This is a genomic window from Streptococcus mitis SK597, from assembly GCF_000148545.1.
Lineage (GTDB): Bacteria > Bacillota > Bacilli > Lactobacillales > Streptococcaceae > Streptococcus > Streptococcus mitis_C.
In genome coordinates, this window is record NZ_AEDV01000038.1 from 1 (window position 1) to 19,944 (window position 19,944).

The following is a 19,944-nucleotide window of genomic DNA, read 5'->3' on the forward strand; positions in this document are numbered from 1 at the left end:
GTGGCTCTTTGGACAATTTTCTTCAATTTTTTCTTTTATCTATAGTGAAATGAAAAAAACGAACAACTTGATTGAGAAATTCAAATCAATTTCCAACAATGTTTTAGAAAACATAGTGTACTATTAAAGAGTTTGTTTCACATAATATAATGACAAAAACAGTTAACCGTAGCAAACTTGATACAAATTTTAACATTTATAGTACAATAGGTTTAAATTCTTAAGAAAGTTGGTTCTTTATTGGAAACGCTAGTATTTTCAATCTCCGTTTTTCTAGCAGGGGTATTGTCCTTCTTTTCTCCTTGTATTTTTCCACTTCTGCCAGTTTATGCTGGAATTTTATTGGATGATCAGGAAAGCGCAAAAAGCATCTCCTTGTTTGGAAGAAAAGTTGCCTGGTCAGGTTTGATTCGGACCCTTTGCTTTATCGCAGGCATTTCACTCATTTTCTTTATTCTAGGCTTTGGTGCAGGTTACTTTGGTAATATTCTCTATGCCAATTGGTTTCGCTATACCATGGGTACGATTATTATCATTTTAGGCCTTCACCAGATGGAAATTTTTCATTTTAAGAAATTAGAGGTTCAAAAAAGCTTTACTTTTAAGAAATCAGAAGCCAATCGTTATTGGTCAGCCTTTTTACTCGGTATTACCTTTAGCTTTGGTTGGACGCCTTGTATTGGTCCTGTTTTGAGTTCTGTTTTAGCTCTTGCAGCTTCTGGAGGCAATGGTGCTTGGCAAGGAGCTATCTATACTCTTATTTACACTCTGGGGATGGCCATTCCTTTCTTGGTTTTGGCTCTAGCTTCAGGTGTAGTAATGCCTTATTTTAGTAAAATTAAACGTCATATGATGCTACTGAAGAAAATTGGTGGTTTCCTCATTATTTTAATGGGAATTTTGTTATTATTAGGACAAGTAAATATTCTAGCTGGAATTTTTGAATAAAGGAGAAAAAGATGAAAAAAGTAATGTTTGCTGGCTTAAGCCTCTTGTCATTAGTCGTATTGATAGCCTGTGGTGAGGAAGAGACTAAAAAGACTCAAGCTCCACAACAATCCCCAAAACAACAGCAACAAACGACTGTACAACAAATTGCTGTTGGAAAAGATGCGCCAGACTTCACCTTGCAATCCATGGATGGTAAAGAAGTTAAGTTATCTGATTATAAGGGAAAAAAAGTCTACTTGAAGTTTTGGGCTTCATGGTGTGGTCCATGTAAGAAAAGTATGCCTGAGTTGATGGAATTAGCGGCGAAACCAGATCGTGATTTTGAAATTCTTAGTGTCATTGCACCAGGAATTCAAGGTGAAAAAACTGTCGAGCAATTCCCACAATGGTTCCAAGATCAAGGTTATAAAGATATCCCAGTTCTTTATGACACAAAAGCAACCACATTCCAAGCTTATCAAATTCGAAGTATTCCTACAGAATATCTAATTGATAGTCAAGGGAAGATTGGAAAGATTCAATTTGGTGCTATCAGCAACGCGGATGCAGAAGCAGCCTTTAAAGAAATGAACTAGCATAGATAAAGAGAATCTGATTACAAATTTCATGGTATAATAGATGGTAACCGTAACGTTGCCGTCTTTTTTGTCGGCCAATAGAAAGAGAAGAGAATGTTAAAGAAAAATGATATTGTAGAAGTTGAAATTGTTGATTTGACCCACGAAGGAGCCGGTGTTGCCAAGGTGGATGGTTTGGTATTCTTTGTCGAGAATGCTTTACCAAGTGAAAAAATCCTCATGCGAGTCCTCAAGGTCAATAAAAAGATTGGCTTTGGGAAAGTAGAAGAATACCTTGTCCAATCACCACACCGTAATCAAGATCTAGATTTGGCTTATCTGCGTTCAGGAATCGCTGATTTAGGACATCTTTCCTATCCAGAACAGCTCAAGTTTAAAACCAAGCAAGTCAAGGACAGTCTCTACAAGATTGCTGGGATTGCAGATGTAGAGGTTTCTGAAACGCTTGGCATGGAAAATCCAGTTAAGTATCGTAACAAGGCACAGGTGCCTGTTCGTCGTGTTAATGGTGTCTTAGAAACTGGATTTTTCCGTAAGAATTCCCACGATCTCATGCCTTTGGAAGATTTCTTTATCCAAGATCCTGTGATTGATGAGGTAGTAGTAGGTCTACGTGACTTGCTCCGTCGTTATGATTTGAAACCTTATGATGAAAAGGAACAAGCTGGCTTGATTCGAAATCTTGTGGTGCGTCGTGGACACTATTCAGGTCAAATTATGGTTATTTTGGTAACAACTCGTCCCAAAATTTTTCGTGTCGACCAATTGATTGAACAACTAATCAAGCAGTTCCCAGACATTACGTCTGTTATGCAAAATATCAACGACCAGAACACCAATTCGATTTTTGGTAAGGAATGGCGCACCCTTTATGGACGAGACTTTATCACTGACCAGATGTTGGGAAATGACTACCAAATCGCTGGACCCGCTTTTTACCAAGTCAATACTGGAATGGCTGAAAAACTTTATCAAACAGCCATTGACTTTGCTGCATTAAAAGAAGATGATGTGGTTATCGATGCTTATTCTGGTATTGGAACAATTGGCCTCTCTGTTGCGAAACATGTCAAAGAAGTTTATGGTGTTGAGGTAATTCCAGAAGCGGTTGAGAATAGCAAGAAGAATGCTCAACTGAACCATATTTCAAACGCCCACTATGTCTGTGACACAGCTGAAAATGCAATGAAGAATTGGCTTAAAGATGGAATTCAACCAAGCCTTATTCTAGTGGACCCACCAAGAAAAGGACTCACAGAAAGCTTTATCAAGGCCAGTAGTCAAACAGGAGCAGACCGCATCGCCTATATCTCCTGCAATGTCGCTACTATGGCGCGTGATATCAAACTCTACAGAGAATTGGGATATGAATTGAAGAAAGTACAGCCGGTTGATTTATTTCCGCAAACGCACCACGTCGAGTGTGTGAGTTTGTTAGAGAAACGCAATTAATTCTCAAAAGGTTCCCCGAACCTTTTGAGTTCCACAGACGCACCATGTGGAGTGTGTGGCATTGCTTGTAAAAGCGTAAAAACCTTGTAACGAAAAGGGTTATGAAAAGCCTTGTAGGTAAGGCTTTTTCTCGTTTAGAGGGGAAGTATTAGAGTAACCTCTCAAATTTTTTACTAGCTCTGATAACTTATTCGAGATAGATTCTATTACCATAAACACTGTGGTGATGTTTTGTTTCTAAAAGATATGAAGTAGATGGGAATAAATGTATTAAAATTACTTTTGGTTTTTTGAATATGATTATTTTAAAGGAAATACAAATTTTCATTTTGATGAAATAGCTAACTTTATGTTTTTTGAGAATAATCTCCTATGAGAGTATAATTAATTTTTAAAGTCCAGTCTTACATGTAAATCAAGTGTTAAATTTAATTTCATTAAGGTAATAGTGAAAAGTTAGTTGATAAATTTGAAAAAATGAGTTAAGATACACTAGGAAAAAGAAAGGATAATAGTGATGAAAAATGCAATTAGTTTATTTTCTTCGTCTGGTATAGGTGATTTAGGGTTACATAAAAATGGTATAGAAACAGTAGTTGCTTGTGAACTTTTAAAGGAGCGAGCAGAATTGTTTCAAGTTAATAACCCGAATTCAAAAGTATTTAATGGGGATATTTGGGAACTAGAAGATGATATAGTTGATTATTATCAGACGAATTTCAAAGGGAATCCGTTTATTATATTAGCAACCCCCCCTTGTCAAGGAATGTCTTCTAATGGAATGGGAAAGATGTTGAATGATTTTAGAAAAGGCCTAAGACCAAAATATGATGAAAGAAATCGTTTAATTATTCCTGCTGTCCGTATCATTAAGAAATTACGACCCAAATGGATTATATTTGAGAATGTTTCAAATATGGTTAATACACTGATATATGATGAAAAGGATAATTTAGTAAATATAATTGATTATATTCATGAGGAATTAGGGGACGAGTATATAGGTGAACCTCAGATAATTAATATGGCTGATTACGGCGTTCCTCAAAATAGAGTTAGATTATTGACAGTTTTTTCAAGAACGAAAAAGGGAAAAAGGTATTTCGCTTATAATAAGACTTTTATTCCAGAGCAAACGCACTCTAAGGAAGGAAATCTTCTAACCAGCAAATGGCTTACTTTAAGGGATACAATTGGTGACCTACCTTCGCTAAGAGCGGAAAAAGGTAAAAACGAAAGTAAGGAGAACTTACTCCACAGGGTTCCAATCTTAGATGAGAAAAAACTATTTTGGTTAGATAATACATCAGAAGGAAAATCAGCATTTAACAATCAGTGTATTAATCAAGAATGTTTATACCAAGAAAATAGTTTACATGGTTCAAGACATAATGTTGAAGGTATTAATAAGTCAAAAACTGATACGCCTTTATATTGTCAAAAATGTGGATCACTTCTTCCTAGACCATATGTAGAAGACAAGTATAGTGGTGAAAAAAGGTTAATGAAAGGATTTGTTAGTGCTTATAAGAGAATGTATTGGGATGAGCCAGCTAGTACAATTACTCAAAATTTCCAATATGTATCCTCTGATAACAAAGTTCATCCGACTCAAACAAGAGTATTATCTTTGTGGGAAGCGTTGAGATTACAGACTATTTCTGATTATGAGTATACTTTCAAAGTGAATAATAAACTTGTAAAGGATGGTCTGATTCGTGATTCGATTGGAGAAAGTGTTCCTCCTCATATTATTGATTTGATTGTAAAAAACATACTTCAAATTGAAAATGAATAAATTAATCGAGTAGGGGATAATCTCTAGCCCCTCTCACACCACCGTACATGCCGTTCGACATACGGCGGTTCAACTAACTTTTAACGCATGTCGTTCAAGGTAATAATCCAGACACGAAACCAGTCCACGTTTTTCAAGGACTGGTTTTGATATAGCACGTTTAAGTACCGACTTCTGAGCTACTAATTGATAATGGTCGCCCCAGCCAGATACCTTATCTGCTACCCATTTAGGAACTCCTAACTTAAGCAATCCCCATAATCATCTAGATTTCTTCTTCCATTGCTTCCAGATAATCACTCGTAGGCGAGTACGCAAGCGCTCATCTATGCTGGTGACTATACTTTTCATATTTCCCAGCGAGAAATAGTTTATCCATCCTCGAATGGACAAATTCAGTTGCTCAATACGTCTTGTTAAGTCTATACTCCATTTCCTCTGTGTTAGTTTCTTCAATTTAAGCTTGAATCTCCGAACACTATCTTGATGTGGACGACTTTTCCAACCGTCTGATGATTTCCAGAACCCAAAACCTAAGTATTTCAGCTCTCTTGGTCTGCTAATCTTAGTCTTGGTCATATTTACTTTCAAACCTAGCCGTTTCTCAATAAAACGACTGACTGAATACATTACACGCTTAGCGGCTGCCTCGCTTTCGACCGTAATCACACAATCATCTGCGTAGCGCACAAATCGAAGTCCCCTCTTTTCTAATTCCTTGTCCAATTCATTAAGCATGATATTGGATAAGAGAGGAGATAAATTTCCTCCCTGTGGTGTACCAACTAGCGTTTTATGACGCTGACCGTTAATGATAACACCTGAATGAAGATACTTACGAATCAAGGATTCCGTATCTCCGTCTTCGATAATGTTATGTACTAAGGACATCAATCTATCTTGAGGAACCGTATCGAAAAATTTCTCTAGGTCTATATCCACTATCCACTCATAGCCGTCATTTAAGTACTCTAAGAGCTTCATGATGGCTTTTTCACATGACCTATTTGGTCTGAAGCCATAACTCGTATCTGAGAAATGAGGTTCACAAATGGGGCTCATGACTTGGACAATGGCTTGTTGAATCATTCTATCCATAACCGTTGGAATTCCTAATTGACGAATACCTCCGTTTGGTTTGGGAATCTCAACTCTGAGAACTGGTTGAGGCTTATATTTTCTCTGTTTTATCAGTTCCTTAGTCAGGCGCCAGTTTTGTCTGAGATAATTATCCATCTCTTCGATAGTAATTCCATCAATCCCAGCTGAGCCTTTATTGGATTTTACTTGATTGTAGGCTTCCAGCATATTTTCGCGTGATAAATATCTTATCTATCAATTTTGACATGTGCGTATTCCTTTCTTGTTTTGGTGTCTGAGGGACATCTTATATTGGTGAGCCTTCATCTAGTCAATACATGACAGACTCCAGTTCTATCAGACCACTCGTTTTACAGACACAAGTGAAGTAGGATTACTTCGATCTGTCGTTTTCTCTTTCTAGCGACAGACCTCAAACAGTCTCTCCCCAGACTGTTTGAGTATTCCCCCTTCGCTCCACTTCCATTACAGAAGTTTCCTCACTACTATGGGTTCGGCTGACTTCTCATGATTCGTTGTTACTACGCTTTCAGCACTCATGAGACCTCACGGGATAAGTCGTACATCTTTCCTCGTTTATACAAGATATGAGGACGTTAAAAGGTTACAGTGAAAAAGATAAATCTTAGTCCGAATTCATTTACTCTCGTGATTTACGCATATAGGTTACGACTACCTTTTTGGACTTTAGAGTTTCAGGCCCCCTTATCCGCTATATACGCCTTACCTATCACGTTCCTGTTCGTAGAGCCACGATTTCGCTATCCCTTCCTCTGACGATTCTTATTTCCAGCGTCAGACTTGGGAATCACTATTGGGTTCACCGGTAGCGGGTGCCCACGGAGGACTTACACCTCAGATGCACGACATGCCCGTCGTACGTCAAAAAGGACTTAGCAATTGTACTGAGTCCTTTTTAAAAGTTAAATTTTAGAAGATTATAAATCAATTATATAGAGATATCATATCCAATCCATTTTTTTAATTTTAATTTTTCAATATATTTTTTATCATCTAGAACAGCAATCCAACTTGTACACATTTTTTTAACTCCAGAGGAATTCATAATTGAGACACTCGTAGTACGTCCTCCATCAACTTTAGGATGCACGATCCTTCCCCAATCTTCCTGTGAAAGATTATTACTGTAGAAAACTGCTATAATAGTTGGAACTTCATCAATAAAATCCCACAAAATTCCAATTAAATTATTAGTGTCTCTATGATGTGCTTTCCAGTCGAATGAATTAAGTAAATTTATGCGCTGTTCCCCAATTAATGGCTTTGGAACTTGTGAAGCTGGTGGAGTTGTACCACAAGTAGCTTTGACTTCAATACCGCCAAATTTATAAGGACTAAACAATGCTTTTTCTTTTGGATATTTTTTACCGTTTTCAACTGTATATAGTGTATGATAGTATGCTAATTTATCGTCACTGTTAGTAAGTAATAAGTCAGGATAACCATCTTGATGAAGATTAGATTGTAAATTTTGATTTGAAAACTTTTGAAGACTTTTTCCAAAGTATTCACCTACAACACCGCTAAGATTACGCATGCCCATTATTTCAAAAATATTAATTTCAAATTCTTTAGTTTGTTTATCAAGAGAAATAAGTGCTTCGTTTGAAAATTCAATTGCTTGTAATATTTGGGAATTAGTAATTATTACTTTATTATCTATTTTAACTGAATGTTTATTATTTATTATATATTTTAATTTGTTCATGATAGTGTTTCCTTTATATTTCTTATTTTCCAGTTAGTTTTTTTAAGTATGTAGATTTATAATTAGGATTTTCTATAATAGCAATCCAACCGTCTCCCATTTTCTTTTTTCCGCTACTCAAAAGAGAGCATACTTTCGTATTGCGACCACTTATTCCTGAAATTTTTCCCCAATCTTCCTGTTTTAATTGATTCGAATAGAATACACCAGAAATGACTGGTAGAGAATCTTCTTCAATAAAATCCCATATAACACCCAATAGATGCTTCCCGTCCCTATGGTGAGCTTGCCATGTAATGTGATTAATATGCTCTAGTCGTGGGCTAAATTTTTTTATTTTAGAGTCTGTAGAAACGCTACCAGAAGTACATTTTACTTCAATACCTTTTGGGTAATTCATAAGATTAGCTTGTTTATCCGTTATTGCAATAGTTGGAATAATATCAGGATATCCTTTTTCATTTGGATTTACTATTGCATTATTATTAGAGTTAAGTGATATTCCGGTACAAAAACAAGCTCCAATTAAACCAGAGATTGCTTTGTAGTCTATATTTGAATATACTGCTTTAGGAAGTTCAGCAATTAGCTTATTTGTATATTCAATTGCTTGAATAATATTCTCTGGATTAATAAAGAAACCGGTAGTTTCAGAAATTAATATAGGGAACGGATTTGTGGTATACTTAATTGATTGAGACATATTTTCCTCCTTATTACCTTATATTCTAGCATATTGAAATCAGTTTGTATATATGTTGAATGTTTAATATTATTGGTTTAAATAGAAATGAGACTAATATGTTTGGTACTCTATAGTATTGTTTTTTGCTTATTATCTGATATAATATTACCGAATAAAATCAAGGAACTTAAAAATAAAAATAAACTTTATCTTACTCTAATTTCTAATTATTTTTGCCAATATGGTATATTGAATCAAGAATAGTACGCCACGACTGCTAAAATATTTCTATACATTAATTTGACTTTCCTAATCGATTTGTTCACATCTTATTTCAATCTACTATAAATATTATTGGTATCGTAATGAACTTTCACAACTATGTAAATCATTAGGATTAGAGTATAGAGGTACCAAAAAAGAACTCAATCATATTATTGAGCAGTACTTTAAGGGTAATTTGATTAAAAAATCATCAATAAAAAGGAAAAAGAAACAAGTAGAAGATATTAGCTTAGATACGCCCTTACTTGAATGTGGATTCTCCTTTAATGCACACTTTAGAGAATATTTCTCAACTTTAACAGATGTTTCACCCTTTAAATTTACTGCTGATATGGCGACTGCTTGGAGAAAAGTAAAAAGAGAAAATGATTTGAGTTTTACAATCCAAGATATGCTAAAAGTCTATTATGGAAATTCAGACTATGCCAAGTATGATCATTCGGTTTGTCAATGGAACCAATTTCTAAAGGATTTCTGTGCAGACGAAAATAGTCGTAACTACTCAAACAAGTTAAAAGTGACTTCTATTCTTTGGAAAGAAGTTAGAAATTTAAAGGCTGAAAAAATTTATTCAAAGAATCTTTTGACTGAATATGCTGATAAAATAAACGAGTATGGTAAGTAGAAACCTCATCTCACTTGATGAAACCTCATCTCACTTGATGAAACCACTGCTAGCATTGCCGAGGCAGCTTACGGCATTCCTTATTGGATAAAAGATAAGGCCTATTTTTACTTGGACGATCCCTTAAAGGCTGTAGTTATGCAATGGGAAAATAGAATAAAAGCGTATTAATCTCCAGTACGTCATATTTTTCTTTTCTGTATTTTCATTGTATAATAGGATTACATTTACTTGCATACGACAAAATGTAAACATTTCTATTTAAAAATTAAGGAGTATTATTAATGAAAAAGGCAATGTTAATTATTAACCCTACCTCTGGTGGGGAAAAGGCTTTAGATTACAAAGATAAGCTGGAAAATAAAGCAAAGGAATACTTTGAGCACGTGGAAACCAAAATTACTGAAAAAGCTTTGGATGCAACACATTTTGCTGAAGAAGCTTCTCGTGAGCAGTACGATGCAGTGGTTGTGTTTGGTGGAGACGGGACTGTCAACGAAGTCATTTCTGGTATTGCTGAGAGAGACTACATTCCTAAGTTAGGGATTATCCCAGGTGGGACGGGTAACCTCATTACGAAACTGTTGGAAATTAATCAAGACATTGATGGCGCGATTGATGAACTCGATTTTAACTTAACCAATAAGATTGATATCGGTAAAGCGAATGACAATTATTTTGGCTATATCTTTAGTATCGGCTCTCTTCCTGAAGCGATTCACAATGTTGAAATCGAGGACAAGACAAAATTCGGTATTTTAGCCTATGCTGTAAATACCATGAAGTCTGTCATGACGGATCAGGTCTTTAACATTAAGGTTGAGACAGAAAATGGAAATTATGTTGGTGAAGCTAGCCATGTTTTGGTTCTCTTGACAAATTACTTCGCTGATAAGAAAATCTTTGAAGAAAACAAAGACGGCTATGCCAACATTTTGATTCTAAAAGATGCTTCTATATTCTCTAAATTATCCGTCATTCCTGATTTATTAAAAGGCGATGTTGTCGCAAATGACAATATCGAGTATATCAAAGCGCGCAATATTAAAATTTCTTCAGATAGTGAATTGGAGTCAGATGTTGACGGTGATAAGTCAGATAACCTACCTGTAGAAATCAAAGTCCTATCTCAGCGAGTAGAAGTATTTTCAAAACCGAAAGAGTAGAAGGTAAAAATTAGTTTATTATTCACAACGAAATTAAATTCTATACCAACGATTGGAGGAGGAATGAATTCTCTATTTGATGAATTTCGAATAATTTGTTCTCATTTAAACCAAATCGGAATCACACCGACTCTCATGGGGTCCTTGGGTTTTGAATACCGTTCAAATGAAGAATGGAGACCGTCTGACATTGACATTCATGTGCCTGGTGACTCTAGAGGTTGGGAAGCTCCTGACCATCTCAGAATCTATGACTGGGACAAGATAATGAAAGTGATGAATCACTTAGGTTACGCCTTAATAGATATTCATGAGCATGAATTCCAAAAGGATGGTCTGAGTGTTGAATTCGGAAGTATTGATTCTTTACCTGATTTTGCAGGAGTTTCGGAATCGGATATAGAGCTGATTCATCTCGATGACATCTCGTTTCGAGTTCCAAGTTTGGAACAGTTTTTAAGCATTTACAAGGCTTCTTCCCAAGATTCTTATCGAAATGAGCACAATAACAATAAGGATTTTAAAAAAATAGAGTGGTTGCAAAGATATTTGTAAATCATCATTTGAAAAGTAGCAAGTTGTAAGACTGGCTGCTTTTTTATTTATAGAACCAAACCACTAGAATCTACGGACAAGCCTTGAAAATAAAATACGAAAGTAGTATACTAGAATCATAATTATGAAAACGTTTGCGTCGTAAATGCAACCAAGTAAATCAGGAGACAAATACAGTGGAATTAAGTGCTATTTACCATAGGACTGAGTCGGAATATGCCTATCTTTATAAGGATAAGAAACTTCATATTCGGATTCGAACTAAGAAAGGGGACATTGAAAGCATAAACTTGCATTATGGGGATCCTTTTATCTTTATGGAGGAGTTTTATCAGGATACAAAAGAAATGGCCAAGATAACTTCTGATGCCATCTTTGATTATTGGCAGGTTGAAGTGTCCGTTGACTTTGCACGTATCCAGTATCTCTTTGAGCTCAGAGATACAGAAGGTCAAAATATTTTGTATGGCGATAAAGGGTGCGTTGAAAATTCTTTAGAAAATCTTCATGCTATTGGAAATGGATTTAAGTTGCCTTATCTTCATGAGATTGATGCATGCCAGATTCCTGACTGGGTTTCAAATACGGTATGGTATCAGATTTTCCCAGAACGCTTTGCCAATGGAAATACTCGATTAAACCCAGAAGGGACTTTAGGCTGGGATTTATCTATCACACCTCAGAGTGATGATTTCTTTGGTGGTGATTTACAAGGCATTATTGACCATCTGGATTACTTGCAAGACTTGGGAATTACTGGACTTTATCTTTGTCCTATCTTTGAATCTACGAGCAATCATAAGTACAATACGACAGATTACTTTGAAATTGACCGTCATTTTGGAGACAAGGAAACCTTTCGGGAGCTTATCGAGCAAGCTCATCGACGTGGCATGAAAATCATGTTGGATGCGGTATTTAACCATATTGGTTCGCAATCTCCTCAATGGCAAGATGTTGTCAAAAATGGTTCGCAATCTGCTTATAAGGATTGGTTCCATATTCAACAATTTCCAGTGACAACTGAAAAGCTAGTTAATAAAAGAGACTTACCCTATCATGCTTTTGGTTTCGAGGACTATATGCCTAAGCTAAATACAGCCAATCCAGAGGTCAAGGAGTATCTTTTAAAGGTTGCGACTTATTGGATTGAAGAGTTTGATATTGATGCTTGGCGTTTGGATGTGGCTAATGAGATTGACCATCAGTTTTGGAGGGATTTTCGAAAGGCAGTTTTAGCTAAAAGGCCTGATCTTTATATCCTTGGAGAAGTCTGGCATACGTCTCAGCCTTGGCTAAATGGAGATGAGTTCCATGCGGTCATGAATTATCCTTTATCTGATAGCATCAAGGAGTATTTTTTACGAGGTATTAAGAAGACGGAACAGTTCATCGATGAAATCAATGGTCAATCTATGTATTACAAACAGCAGATTTCAGAGGTTATGTTTAATCTCTTGGATTCACATGATACAGAGCGAATCCTGTGGACGGCAAATGAAGACGTTCAACTGGTTAAATCAGCCTTAGCCTTTCTCTTTTTACAAAAAGGAACACCCTGCATTTATTACGGAACAGAGCTAGCTTTGACTGGCGGTCCAGACCCAGATTGTCGTCGTTGTATGCCTTGGGAACGCGTATCAAGTACCAATGATATGCTGAATTTCATGAAGAAACTAATCAAGATTCGCAAACACGCGTCAGCAATTATTCAGCATGGCAAATATGGTCTTCGAGAAATCAAACCAGATCTAGTAGCTCTGGAATGGACATACGAAGGCCGGGTTCTTAAAGCTATCTTTAACCAATCAACAGAAGATTGTATTGTAGAGAAAGAAGCAGTAGCACTAGCAAGCAATTGCCAAGAATTGGAGAATCAGCTTGTCATCTCTCCAAAAGGATTTGTGATTTTTCATTAAAGAGCAATTAAGAGTAGCAGGAAAGTTGTAGTATAGAGAACATTTTACAAACAGACTATTTGTCGTCTTGCTACAATTGGTATATAATTTAACTTAAAGAAAAAAGGAGGACTGATCGAATGGAATTAAAAGATTTTACAGAAAAAGAACAGGAAATGATTAAGAAGGGGCTTACGACGTCTAAGATTAGTGACAAGGAAACTGCTGAGAAGATTCTTGCACTAGTACCACAAGACTTGATTAAGCGCATTCCGTTTTTTGTCAGAAAACATGCTACGACACGTACGATTAAGCGCATTTCAATTGAACACCCTGAACTCTATTCTGCAGCTCAAACAAGTGGTGAAATACCAGAAAAAGAACGCGAAGAATTACGTCAGATTATCACAACTATCTTTGAACAAAAGATGAATAAGCATAGTATTAAGTAGAGAATGAAAAAATATTTTATTGGCGGTTTGGGAAGCAATGTCTATCATAGCAAGGATTTTTTTCAAGAACTAAATTCGCAGATTTATTTTCTAAATCCATATGAAAAGCATCTTCGAGATGAAACAGAATTGAAATCATGGTTTAAAAATGAGATTGTAGAGGAAGAATCTATATGTCTGATAGGTCATTCTCTTGGAGGAGATTTGGCGCGTTATCTTGCATCGGAATTTTATGAAGTGAAAAAACTAATTCTTTTGGATGGTGGCTATCTAGATTTAGATAAGATTTTACCTTTAGATACAGAGTTAGAGGAAACTGAAAACTATATTGAATCTCAAGTTGTTTCGGACTTAGATGTTCTTATTTCTAAAGAAAAATCCGAAGCAAAGCATTGGTCAGAAAATATGGAGAAAGCTGTAAGACAGTCCTATCACTGGAATGCGGAGTATAATAGATATGAGTTAGCTATAAAATATGAAAATATAGAAGCGATACTCCGCCTACGGAGGAAGATACAAGCTTTTAAGAGAGAAGTGGGAGATACCTTGTTTATTAGTCCTCGCTATCCTAATGAAGCTACATGGAGAGAGGAAACCCTAAAAGAATTACCAGATTATTTTGATACTATTTTTCTAGAAAACGTTAGCCATGAGCTTTATACTGAAGCACCTAGAGAAATTGCTAGTCTGATTAATGAGTGGCTCGCTTATTCTCATTGAGCTACTTGTATTACTTAAAATGTTATAAGATTTAAATCTACAAATCATTAATACTCAGATAACAAAAAACGAACAGGCTCTTTTTCTGTCATTCAGAAGAGAACTTGTTCGTTTTTATCTTGCTTTTTTAAAACACGCGATACACATAGGGATTCTCTGGTTTATCGACTTTGGTAAAGCTGTCGATTTCTAAGGTTGGGAGGTTTTGTTTGAGTTCTTTATGGTAGTGATTGACCAGTTTTCCTTTGGCTGTTATCCAGGTGTTGTTTTCATATTGACGGTTATTTCCCTTGGTCAGCAATCCATAGACACCGGAATCCGCGATACAGTGGATAATGCCGAAGCGGAACAGAAATTGGCTATTGGCATGACTGGGGTCGTTATAGACAAAGCCTGTGAACTGGACTGTCTTGCCCTCGAATTCATCTGGATAGTCGTAGATAGCTTCCATGACTTCCATATAGTTTTCGTTAGTGATCTGAATACTATCTTGGGACAAGTATTTATCCGCCGCAGTTCGCATTTCCTTTTCATAGGCTGATTTTGAAAAATAAGAACTGGTATCTGGTTTCAAATATTGGCTTGTCGTTCCTTCACTTGTCTGAATGGCTTGATCCGTGCCTTCTGATAAGGGGAAGTGATAGCCTTTGGCAGAAACGGTCTGAGAATCCAAGCTAACAGTTGGAAAAGTTAAACCGACGACAAGTGGAATAGCCAGAAGAGCAACACTAGTCACCTTCGACAATCGGCTGTTCAGATGACTGTGGGTTTTGACTTGCTTCATCCAGATATACAGTTGAACAATTGCCAAAATAAAGGAAAGTACCATGGAAATATAGGCCAGATAGGAATAGTGCATGTTGATGTACTGGTTTAATTTTCCGGACAGATGGAGATAAATAGTCAATTCAAAATAGCCAGCTAAAACTAAAAATCGAATCATAGGATGACTCCAATCAAGAGAGAATAGACTAAGACGACAAGAGTTACAATAGTGATAAAGTGACTGATAAATCGTGCTTTCAAGTAATTTTTCATCATGAGAATATTTTTGATATCCAGCATTGGGCCAATCACCAGAAAGGCCAGAACTGGTGCCAAACCGAAACTCGAGAGAAGAGAAGCACCGATAAAGGCATCCGCCTCACTACAGAGCGACAGAAGAAAGGCCAAAAGCATCAGGAGCAGGATGGCAAAAAGAGGAGTCGCACTGATAGAGGTCAGAATCCGTGTCGGAACATAAACCTGTATAACAGAGGCAAAGAGACAGCCAAATACTAAATAACGTCCCGTGTCAAAAAATTCATCAATGGCCTGCACAAAGACTTGAAAAACTTTTTTTGCAGAACTCAAGTGAGAAAAATCGTGCTCATGACATGCCAAACGATTTTCTTTCTGAATCGGTTCTTGCCAGAAGAATCCTAGAAAAATCCCAAGTATCACAGCCACAACAATGGAACCCAGAGCTCGTAACAGGGCGATATGGAAGGAATTGCCAAAGGCAGAATAGGTCGCAAAAAGAACAATGGGATTGATGACTGGTGCAGTCACAAGAAAAGGAACGGCCGTATAACTAGGAACTTTCTTTTCCAGAAATCGATTGATAATGGGGACAATTCCACATTCACAAGAAGGGAAAAGTATCCCAACGAAGGTCCCAAAAAAGATTCTCCCCCAACGATTTCGAGGGAGAAAATGATAAACCTTGTCAGGTGTGATATAAACCTCAATCAGCCCTGAAACAATACTTCCTATCAGAACGAAGGGTAGAGCTTCAATGATTATAGAGAGAAAAATAGCCCCAGTCTGAAGCACACTAGACGGGAGTTGTTGGAAAGCAGTCATCTAGTTTTTCTTTTCTGCTTTGGCTTTTTTCTCTTTGTCATCAGGGAAAGTGACCTGTTTCAAATCTGGGAGTTTCGCAAACTCTTCAAACATTTTGTCCAAGTCGTCTCGTTTTGTAAATTTTACAGCCATAGGTGTACCTCGATTCTAAATTCTACCTCTATTATACTATTATTTTGAGGAAAAGGGAAAAGTTAAAATTGAGTATCTAACGAATAATAGAGCGTGATATATCCTAATATACACTATGATTGTGATATAATAATTTTGGAATAACGGAGGAAATGATGGCACATAAAAAGATCGGTCAGGTTACTGACGAAGTAAAAGAAATTTTTAATATTGTTCTTGAAGCTAGTGATATCAAAGTTAACAAAGAAGGTTTAAGAAGTCATATGTTGAAACGGCATCATAATGATGTGATTCATCATATCGAAGATCTGGAACTTATACTAAGTAATCCAGATTTCGTTGGGGTCAATCCACGAGAGAAAGACGCCAGTTTTGAATATGTTAAAAGATTTGATGATAATGTTCTTGTTGCCATCAAGTTACATAAAAGTGGTGATTTCTTTTATGTTCCGACCATGTATCGTTTACAAGATTACAAGTTACAAAGTCGTATTAAGTCTGGTAGATTGAGAAAACTTGACAAAAAAAGTAGATAGTGCTAGAATAATATTAACGAAAGACATTTGAGGGCAGAAAGGTTCCTGCCGCACCTTGGAAAAGGTATCTGAGATGCTGGGTACACCGACCAGCCAAGTGTCCGTTATTTCAAAGGAGGGAGCTTAAACGCTCCTTTTTGTTTCAAAATTTCAAAAAAGATTATCCCCACCGCAGGCTCAGGCTTGCGATTTTTTATTTGCTCTGAAAATTGATTCGTTAACTTCAACAAATAGTTTTATAAAGCGTTTTGTAAAAAATAAAAACAGTGAAATTACTCATAGATTCTTTTGTAATCTAGTAGAATTTTAAATTGAAACCTTCTCAATAAATAGAATATTGAAATGAAGCAAATTTATTCACCAACTTATGTTTTAAAATTGTAAGAGCTAATTTGAAATGTTTAGCTTGTGGTATAATAGATTTATGGATAAAAAATATGAAAAAATCTCTCAGGATTTGGGAGTGACGTTAAAGCAAATCGATACCGTTCTAAGTTTGACAGCTGAAGGGGCGACTATTCCCTTTATCGCGCGTTATCGCAAGGACATGACTGGTAGTCTGGATGAGGTGGCGATTAAGGCCATTATCGACTTGGATAAAAGTCTGACCAATCTCAACGACCGTAAGGAAGCTGTTTTAGCTAAGATTCAAGAACAAGGCAAGTTGACCAAGGAGTTGGAAGAAGCTATCTTAGCTGCCGAAAAATTAGCAGACGTAGAAGAACTCTATCTTCCATACAAGGAAAAGCGTCGGACCAAGGCAACAATTGCCCGTGAAGCCGGACTCTTCCCACTTGCTCGCTTGATTTTGCAAAATGTAGCGGACTTAGAAAAAGAGGCTGAAAAGTTTGTCTGTGAAGGATTTGCGACAGGTAAGGAAGCCTTGGCTGGTGCAGTTGATATTTTAGTCGAAGCCTTATCGGAAGATGTGACTTTGCGTTCCATGACTTATCAGGAGGTTTTGAGACACTCTAAACTCACTTCTCAAGTCAAGGATGAAAGTCTTGATGAAAAGCAGGTTTTTCAGATTTACTATGATTTTTCAGAGACCGTTGGCAATATGCAGGGCTATCGTACCTTGGCGCTCAATCGTGGGGAGAAGCTAGGTGTCTTGAAGGTCGGTTTTGAACACGCTACGGACCGTATTCTAGCTTTCTTTGCAGCTCGTTTCAAGGTGAAAAACGCCTATATTGATGAAGTTGTTCAGCAATCTGTTAAGAAAAAAGTCTTACCTGCTATCGAGCGCCGTATTCGTACAGAATTAACTGAAAAGGCAGAAGAAGGAGCTATCCAACTCTTTTCTGACAATCTGCGTAATCTCCTCTTGGTTGCTCCACTGAAAGGGCGCGTGGTTCTTGGGTTTGACCCAGCCTTTCGTACAGGTGCCAAGCTAGCTGTCGTGGATGCAACAGGAAAAATGCTGACAACTCAGGTCATTTATCCTGTCAAACCAGCATCAGCTCGTCAAATCGAAGAATCCAAGAAAGATTTGGCAGATTTGATTGGTCAATACGATGTAGAGATTATTGCCATCGGAAATGGAACGGCCAGTCGTGAAAGTGAAGCCTTTGTGGCGGAAGTTCTGAAAGAGTTCCCTGAAGTCAGCTATGTTATCGTCAATGAAAGTGGTGCTTCGGTCTATTCTGCCAGTGAGCTTGCTCGTCAGGAGTTTCCAGATTTGACCGTTGAAAAACGCTCTGCTATTTCTATCGCCCGTCGTTTGCAAGATCCTCTTGCGGAATTAGTCAAAATTGATCCTAAGTCAATTGGTGTCGGCCAGTACCAGCACGATGTCAGTCAGAAGAAACTGTCTGAAAGTCTGGATTTTGTCGTGGATACGGTAGTTAACCAAGTCGGTGTCAATGTCAATACGGCCAGCCCAGCTCTTCTTTCCCATGTCGCTGGACTCAATAAAACCATTTCTGAAAATATCGTCAAGTATCGTGAAGAAGAAGGAAAAATCACTTCACGAGCTCAAATTAAGAAGGTTCCGCGTCTGGGTGCCAAGGCTTTTGAACAGGCAGCTGGTTTCCTTCGTATCCCTGAAAGTAGCAATATCCTTGATAATACAGGAGTTCACCCAGAGAACTACACTGCGGTTAAGGAACTCTTCAAACGTTTGGATATCAAGGACTTGAATGAAGAGGCCCAAGGCAAACTCAAGTCGCTATCAATCAAGGAAATGGCGCAAGAACTAGACCTTGGTCCAGAAACTCTTAAAGATATCATTGCCGACCTTCTCAAACCAGGTCGAGATTTTCGTGATTCCTTTGACGCACCTGTGCTTCGCCAAGATGTCCTGGATATTAAGGATTTAGTAGTCGGACAGAAGCTGGAAGGTGTGGTGCGCAACGTCGTTGACTTCGGTGCCTTCGTTGATATCGGGATTCATGAGGACGGTCTGATTCATATTTCCCATATGAGTCGCAAATTTATCAAACATCCTAGCCAAGTGGTGTCTGTCGGTGATTTGGTAACCGTTTGGGTTAAGAAAATTGACACTGAACGTGAAAAAGTCAATCTGTCGCTTCTAGCTCCAAATGAAACTGACTGATTACGTCAAGCAGGTTTCACTAGAAGACTTCGGCAGACCTTTTATCCATCATGCCCAGTGGAATAGGCGTCTACGTTCGACAGGTGGGCGATTTTTCCCAAAAGATGGGCATTTGGATTTTAATCCCAAGGTTTATCAGGAACTGGGGTTGGACGTTTTTAGAAAAATTGTCCGACATGAACTCTGTCATTATCACCTCTATTTTCAAGGGAAGGGCTATCAACACAAGGATCGGGATTTTAAGGAACTTTTGAAAGCAGTGGATGGATTACGCTTTGTGCCCTCCTTGACAAATAGCCACTCTAAACCACTCAAACTTTATCGTTGCCAATCCTGCCAGCAAACTTATCATCGCAAACGAAGGATTGATACCAAACGCTATCGCTGTGGACTTTGTCGAGGTAAATTGCTACTAGTAAATCAGCCTGAGGACTGATGAAAGCCGAGCCTACCTGTGATATACTATGTCTAACCTAGCAGAAAGAGGAAATATCATGAACAGTAAATTTTATAAAATGAGACGCAATCGCATGATTTCAGGAGTTTTGGCAGGTTTGTCAGACAAGTGGAACTTTGATGTTACCCTTGTTCGTTTCTTGTTTGCCATTTTTACAGTTGCAAACTTTGGACTTGGCGTGATTATCTATATCATCCTAGCTTCTATCATGCCAACCAAGGAAGAAATCGAAGCAGAAATGTACGGAACAGGCCCACGCAAACGCAAAGAAGCCCAAGCTATTGACGATAATGAAGGTTGGTTTTGGTGAGGTACTTAGTTAATAAGGAGATAGCTACTTACATATTTATGGAAATAGGATTTTTCTGTACATAGCTAATAGCCTTATACAAAAGATTTGGAATAAGCAAAAAAGNTATAATATA

General features: G+C 37.3%; 19 protein-coding genes and 2 pseudogenes. 15 read left to right on the plus strand and 6 right to left on the minus strand.

Annotated elements, in window-relative coordinates; translation table 11 throughout:
- Positions 1-240 precede the first annotated feature (240 nt).
- The 4 genes from ccdA2 to SMSK597_RS06960 all read left to right on the plus strand — a co-directional run bounded on the left by ccdA2 (position 241) and on the right by SMSK597_RS06960 (position 4,779).
- Complete coding sequence (gene ccdA2 / locus SMSK597_RS06945) at positions 241-948, plus strand: thiol-disulfide oxidoreductase-associated membrane protein CcdA2 (RefSeq protein WP_004237834.1); 708 nt, start codon at positions 241-243, stop codon at positions 946-948.
- Positions 949-959: 11 nt separating this feature from the next.
- Positions 960-1,526, plus strand: a complete 567-nt coding sequence (sdbB, locus tag SMSK597_RS06950; protein WP_000757368.1) for a thiol-disulfide oxidoreductase-associated lipoprotein SdbB — start codon at positions 960-962, stop codon at positions 1,524-1,526.
- 96 nt (positions 1,527-1,622) lie between these two features.
- A complete protein-coding gene (gene rlmD / locus SMSK597_RS06955) occupies positions 1,623-2,981 on the plus strand; it encodes a 23S rRNA (uracil(1939)-C(5))-methyltransferase RlmD (RefSeq protein WP_000914561.1) in 1,359 nt (452 codons plus the stop codon).
- A 517-nt stretch (positions 2,982-3,498) separates the two neighbouring features.
- Complete coding sequence (locus SMSK597_RS06960; RefSeq protein WP_000786157.1) at positions 3,499-4,779, plus strand: DNA cytosine methyltransferase; 1,281 nt, start codon at positions 3,499-3,501, stop codon at positions 4,777-4,779.
- Positions 4,780-4,848: 69 nt separating this feature from the next.
- Here the strand turns inward: SMSK597_RS06960 and ltrA are convergent.
- The 3 genes and pseudogenes from ltrA to SMSK597_RS06980 form a co-directional block, all read right to left on the minus strand.
- Positions 4,849-6,127: pseudogene (ltrA, locus tag SMSK597_RS06965) on the minus strand (group II intron reverse transcriptase/maturase).
- Between the two features lie 702 nt (positions 6,128-6,829).
- Entirely contained in the window at positions 6,830-7,609 is a 780-nt protein-coding gene (locus SMSK597_RS06975) for a hypothetical protein (protein WP_001037603.1), read from the minus strand.
- Between the two features lie 22 nt (positions 7,610-7,631).
- Positions 7,632-8,312: a hypothetical protein gene (locus tag SMSK597_RS06980; protein ID WP_000083388.1), complete on the minus strand. Its 681-nt coding sequence runs from the start codon at positions 8,310-8,312 to the stop codon at positions 7,632-7,634.
- Positions 8,313-8,610: 298 nt separating this feature from the next.
- Between SMSK597_RS06980 and SMSK597_RS0102325 the strand changes: the two genes are divergently transcribed.
- From SMSK597_RS0102325 to SMSK597_RS07010, 7 genes and pseudogenes are all read left to right on the plus strand, one after another.
- Positions 8,611-9,204 carry an SAP domain-containing protein gene (locus SMSK597_RS0102325; protein WP_029745440.1) on the plus strand — a complete coding sequence of 198 codons (594 nt, stop codon included), beginning with the start codon at positions 8,611-8,613 and terminating at the stop codon, positions 9,202-9,204.
- Positions 9,205-9,246: 42 nt separating this feature from the next.
- Positions 9,247-9,375, plus strand: a pseudogene (locus SMSK597_RS12790) (hydrolase); the annotation flags it as partial.
- A gap of 113 nt (positions 9,376-9,488) precedes the next feature.
- On the plus strand, positions 9,489-10,370 hold the full coding sequence (locus tag SMSK597_RS06990; RefSeq protein WP_000710086.1) for a diacylglycerol/lipid kinase family protein: 882 nt from the start codon (positions 9,489-9,491) through the stop codon (positions 10,368-10,370).
- 63 nt (positions 10,371-10,433) lie between these two features.
- Positions 10,434-10,925: a nucleotidyltransferase domain-containing protein gene (locus tag SMSK597_RS06995; RefSeq protein WP_001086569.1), complete on the plus strand. Its 492-nt coding sequence runs from the start codon at positions 10,434-10,436 to the stop codon at positions 10,923-10,925.
- Between the two features lie 176 nt (positions 10,926-11,101).
- Complete coding sequence (locus SMSK597_RS07000; protein ID WP_000423478.1) at positions 11,102-12,844, plus strand: glycoside hydrolase family 13 protein; 1,743 nt, start codon at positions 11,102-11,104, stop codon at positions 12,842-12,844.
- Positions 12,845-12,963: 119 nt separating this feature from the next.
- The gene (locus SMSK597_RS07005; RefSeq protein ID WP_000420559.1) at positions 12,964-13,275 is read left to right on the plus strand and encodes a hypothetical protein; all 312 of its coding nucleotides are present in this window, start codon (positions 12,964-12,966) and stop codon (positions 13,273-13,275) included.
- A 3-nt stretch (positions 13,276-13,278) separates the two neighbouring features.
- Positions 13,279-13,995 (plus strand): alpha/beta hydrolase, encoded by a 717-nt coding sequence (locus SMSK597_RS07010; RefSeq protein ID WP_000759782.1) that lies wholly within the window; start codon positions 13,279-13,281, stop codon positions 13,993-13,995.
- 127 nt (positions 13,996-14,122) lie between these two features.
- Here SMSK597_RS07010 and SMSK597_RS0102330 read toward each other — a convergent pair whose 3' ends face one another.
- The 3 genes from SMSK597_RS0102330 to SMSK597_RS13795 are packed head-to-tail and all read right to left on the minus strand — an operon-like array spanning position 14,123 to position 15,972.
- Positions 14,123-14,938: a TIGR03943 family putative permease subunit gene (locus SMSK597_RS0102330; RefSeq protein ID WP_000617853.1), complete on the minus strand. Its 816-nt coding sequence runs from the start codon at positions 14,936-14,938 to the stop codon at positions 14,123-14,125.
- Positions 14,935-15,840 (minus strand): permease, encoded by a 906-nt coding sequence (locus tag SMSK597_RS07015; RefSeq protein WP_000123609.1) that lies wholly within the window; start codon positions 15,838-15,840, stop codon positions 14,935-14,937. The genes SMSK597_RS0102330 and SMSK597_RS07015 overlap by 4 nt, the downstream gene beginning before the upstream one ends.
- Positions 15,841-15,972 carry an SPJ_0845 family protein gene (locus SMSK597_RS13795; RefSeq protein WP_000268685.1) on the minus strand — a complete coding sequence of 44 codons (132 nt, stop codon included), beginning with the start codon at positions 15,970-15,972 and terminating at the stop codon, positions 15,841-15,843.
- Between the two features lie 155 nt (positions 15,973-16,127).
- Here SMSK597_RS13795 and SMSK597_RS07025 point away from each other — a divergent pair, with 155 nt between their 5' ends.
- The 4 genes from SMSK597_RS07025 to SMSK597_RS07040 all read left to right on the plus strand — a co-directional run bounded on the left by SMSK597_RS07025 (position 16,128) and on the right by SMSK597_RS07040 (position 19,829).
- A complete protein-coding gene (locus SMSK597_RS07025) occupies positions 16,128-16,508 on the plus strand; it encodes a PBECR3 domain-containing polyvalent protein (RefSeq protein WP_000940624.1) in 381 nt (126 codons plus the stop codon).
- A gap of 424 nt (positions 16,509-16,932) precedes the next feature.
- Complete coding sequence (locus SMSK597_RS07030) at positions 16,933-19,062, plus strand: Tex family protein (protein ID WP_004237849.1); 2,130 nt, start codon at positions 16,933-16,935, stop codon at positions 19,060-19,062.
- On the plus strand, positions 19,049-19,498 hold the full coding sequence (locus SMSK597_RS07035) for a SprT family protein (RefSeq protein WP_000778579.1): 450 nt from the start codon (positions 19,049-19,051) through the stop codon (positions 19,496-19,498). Before SMSK597_RS07030 ends, SMSK597_RS07035 begins: the two co-directional genes overlap by 14 nt.
- Positions 19,499-19,556: 58 nt before the next feature.
- Positions 19,557-19,829 carry a PspC domain-containing protein gene (locus SMSK597_RS07040; RefSeq protein WP_001085044.1) on the plus strand — a complete coding sequence of 91 codons (273 nt, stop codon included), beginning with the start codon at positions 19,557-19,559 and terminating at the stop codon, positions 19,827-19,829.
- Positions 19,830-19,944: the final 115 nt, after the last annotated feature.

Excerpts from the sequence above, each read along its gene's own strand:
- SMSK597_RS07035 (WP_000778579.1), top strand. The coding sequence starts at position 19,049 with ATGAAACTGACTGATTACGTCAAGCAGGTTTCACTAGAAGACTTCGGC.
- SMSK597_RS07030 (WP_004237849.1), top strand. The coding sequence starts at position 16,933 with ATGGATAAAAAATATGAAAAAATCTCTCAGGATTTGGGAGTGACGTTA.
- SMSK597_RS06960 (WP_000786157.1), top strand. The coding sequence starts at position 3,499 with ATGAAAAATGCAATTAGTTTATTTTCTTCGTCTGGTATAGGTGATTTA.
- SMSK597_RS06980 (WP_000083388.1), bottom strand. The coding sequence starts at position 8,312 with ATGTCTCAATCAATTAAGTATACCACAAATCCGTTCCCTATATTAATT.
- SMSK597_RS0102330 (WP_000617853.1), bottom strand. The coding sequence starts at position 14,938 with ATGATTCGATTTTTAGTTTTAGCTGGCTATTTTGAATTGACTATTTAT.
- rlmD (WP_000914561.1), top strand. The coding sequence starts at position 1,623 with ATGTTAAAGAAAAATGATATTGTAGAAGTTGAAATTGTTGATTTGACC.
- SMSK597_RS07005 (WP_000420559.1), top strand. The coding sequence starts at position 12,964 with ATGGAATTAAAAGATTTTACAGAAAAAGAACAGGAAATGATTAAGAAG.
- SMSK597_RS13795 (WP_000268685.1), bottom strand. The coding sequence starts at position 15,972 with ATGGCTGTAAAATTTACAAAACGAGACGACTTGGACAAAATGTTTGAA.
- SMSK597_RS07015 (WP_000123609.1), bottom strand. The coding sequence starts at position 15,840 with ATGACTGCTTTCCAACAACTCCCGTCTAGTGTGCTTCAGACTGGGGCT.
- SMSK597_RS07025 (WP_000940624.1), top strand. The coding sequence starts at position 16,128 with ATGGCACATAAAAAGATCGGTCAGGTTACTGACGAAGTAAAAGAAATT.
- sdbB (WP_000757368.1), top strand. The coding sequence starts at position 960 with ATGAAAAAAGTAATGTTTGCTGGCTTAAGCCTCTTGTCATTAGTCGTA.
- SMSK597_RS06975 (WP_001037603.1), bottom strand. The coding sequence starts at position 7,609 with ATGAACAAATTAAAATATATAATAAATAATAAACATTCAGTTAAAATA.
- SMSK597_RS06990 (WP_000710086.1), top strand. The coding sequence starts at position 9,489 with ATGAAAAAGGCAATGTTAATTATTAACCCTACCTCTGGTGGGGAAAAG.
- SMSK597_RS07040 (WP_001085044.1), top strand. The coding sequence starts at position 19,557 with ATGAACAGTAAATTTTATAAAATGAGACGCAATCGCATGATTTCAGGA.
- SMSK597_RS06995 (WP_001086569.1), top strand. The coding sequence starts at position 10,434 with ATGAATTCTCTATTTGATGAATTTCGAATAATTTGTTCTCATTTAAAC.
- SMSK597_RS07010 (WP_000759782.1), top strand. The coding sequence starts at position 13,279 with ATGAAAAAATATTTTATTGGCGGTTTGGGAAGCAATGTCTATCATAGC.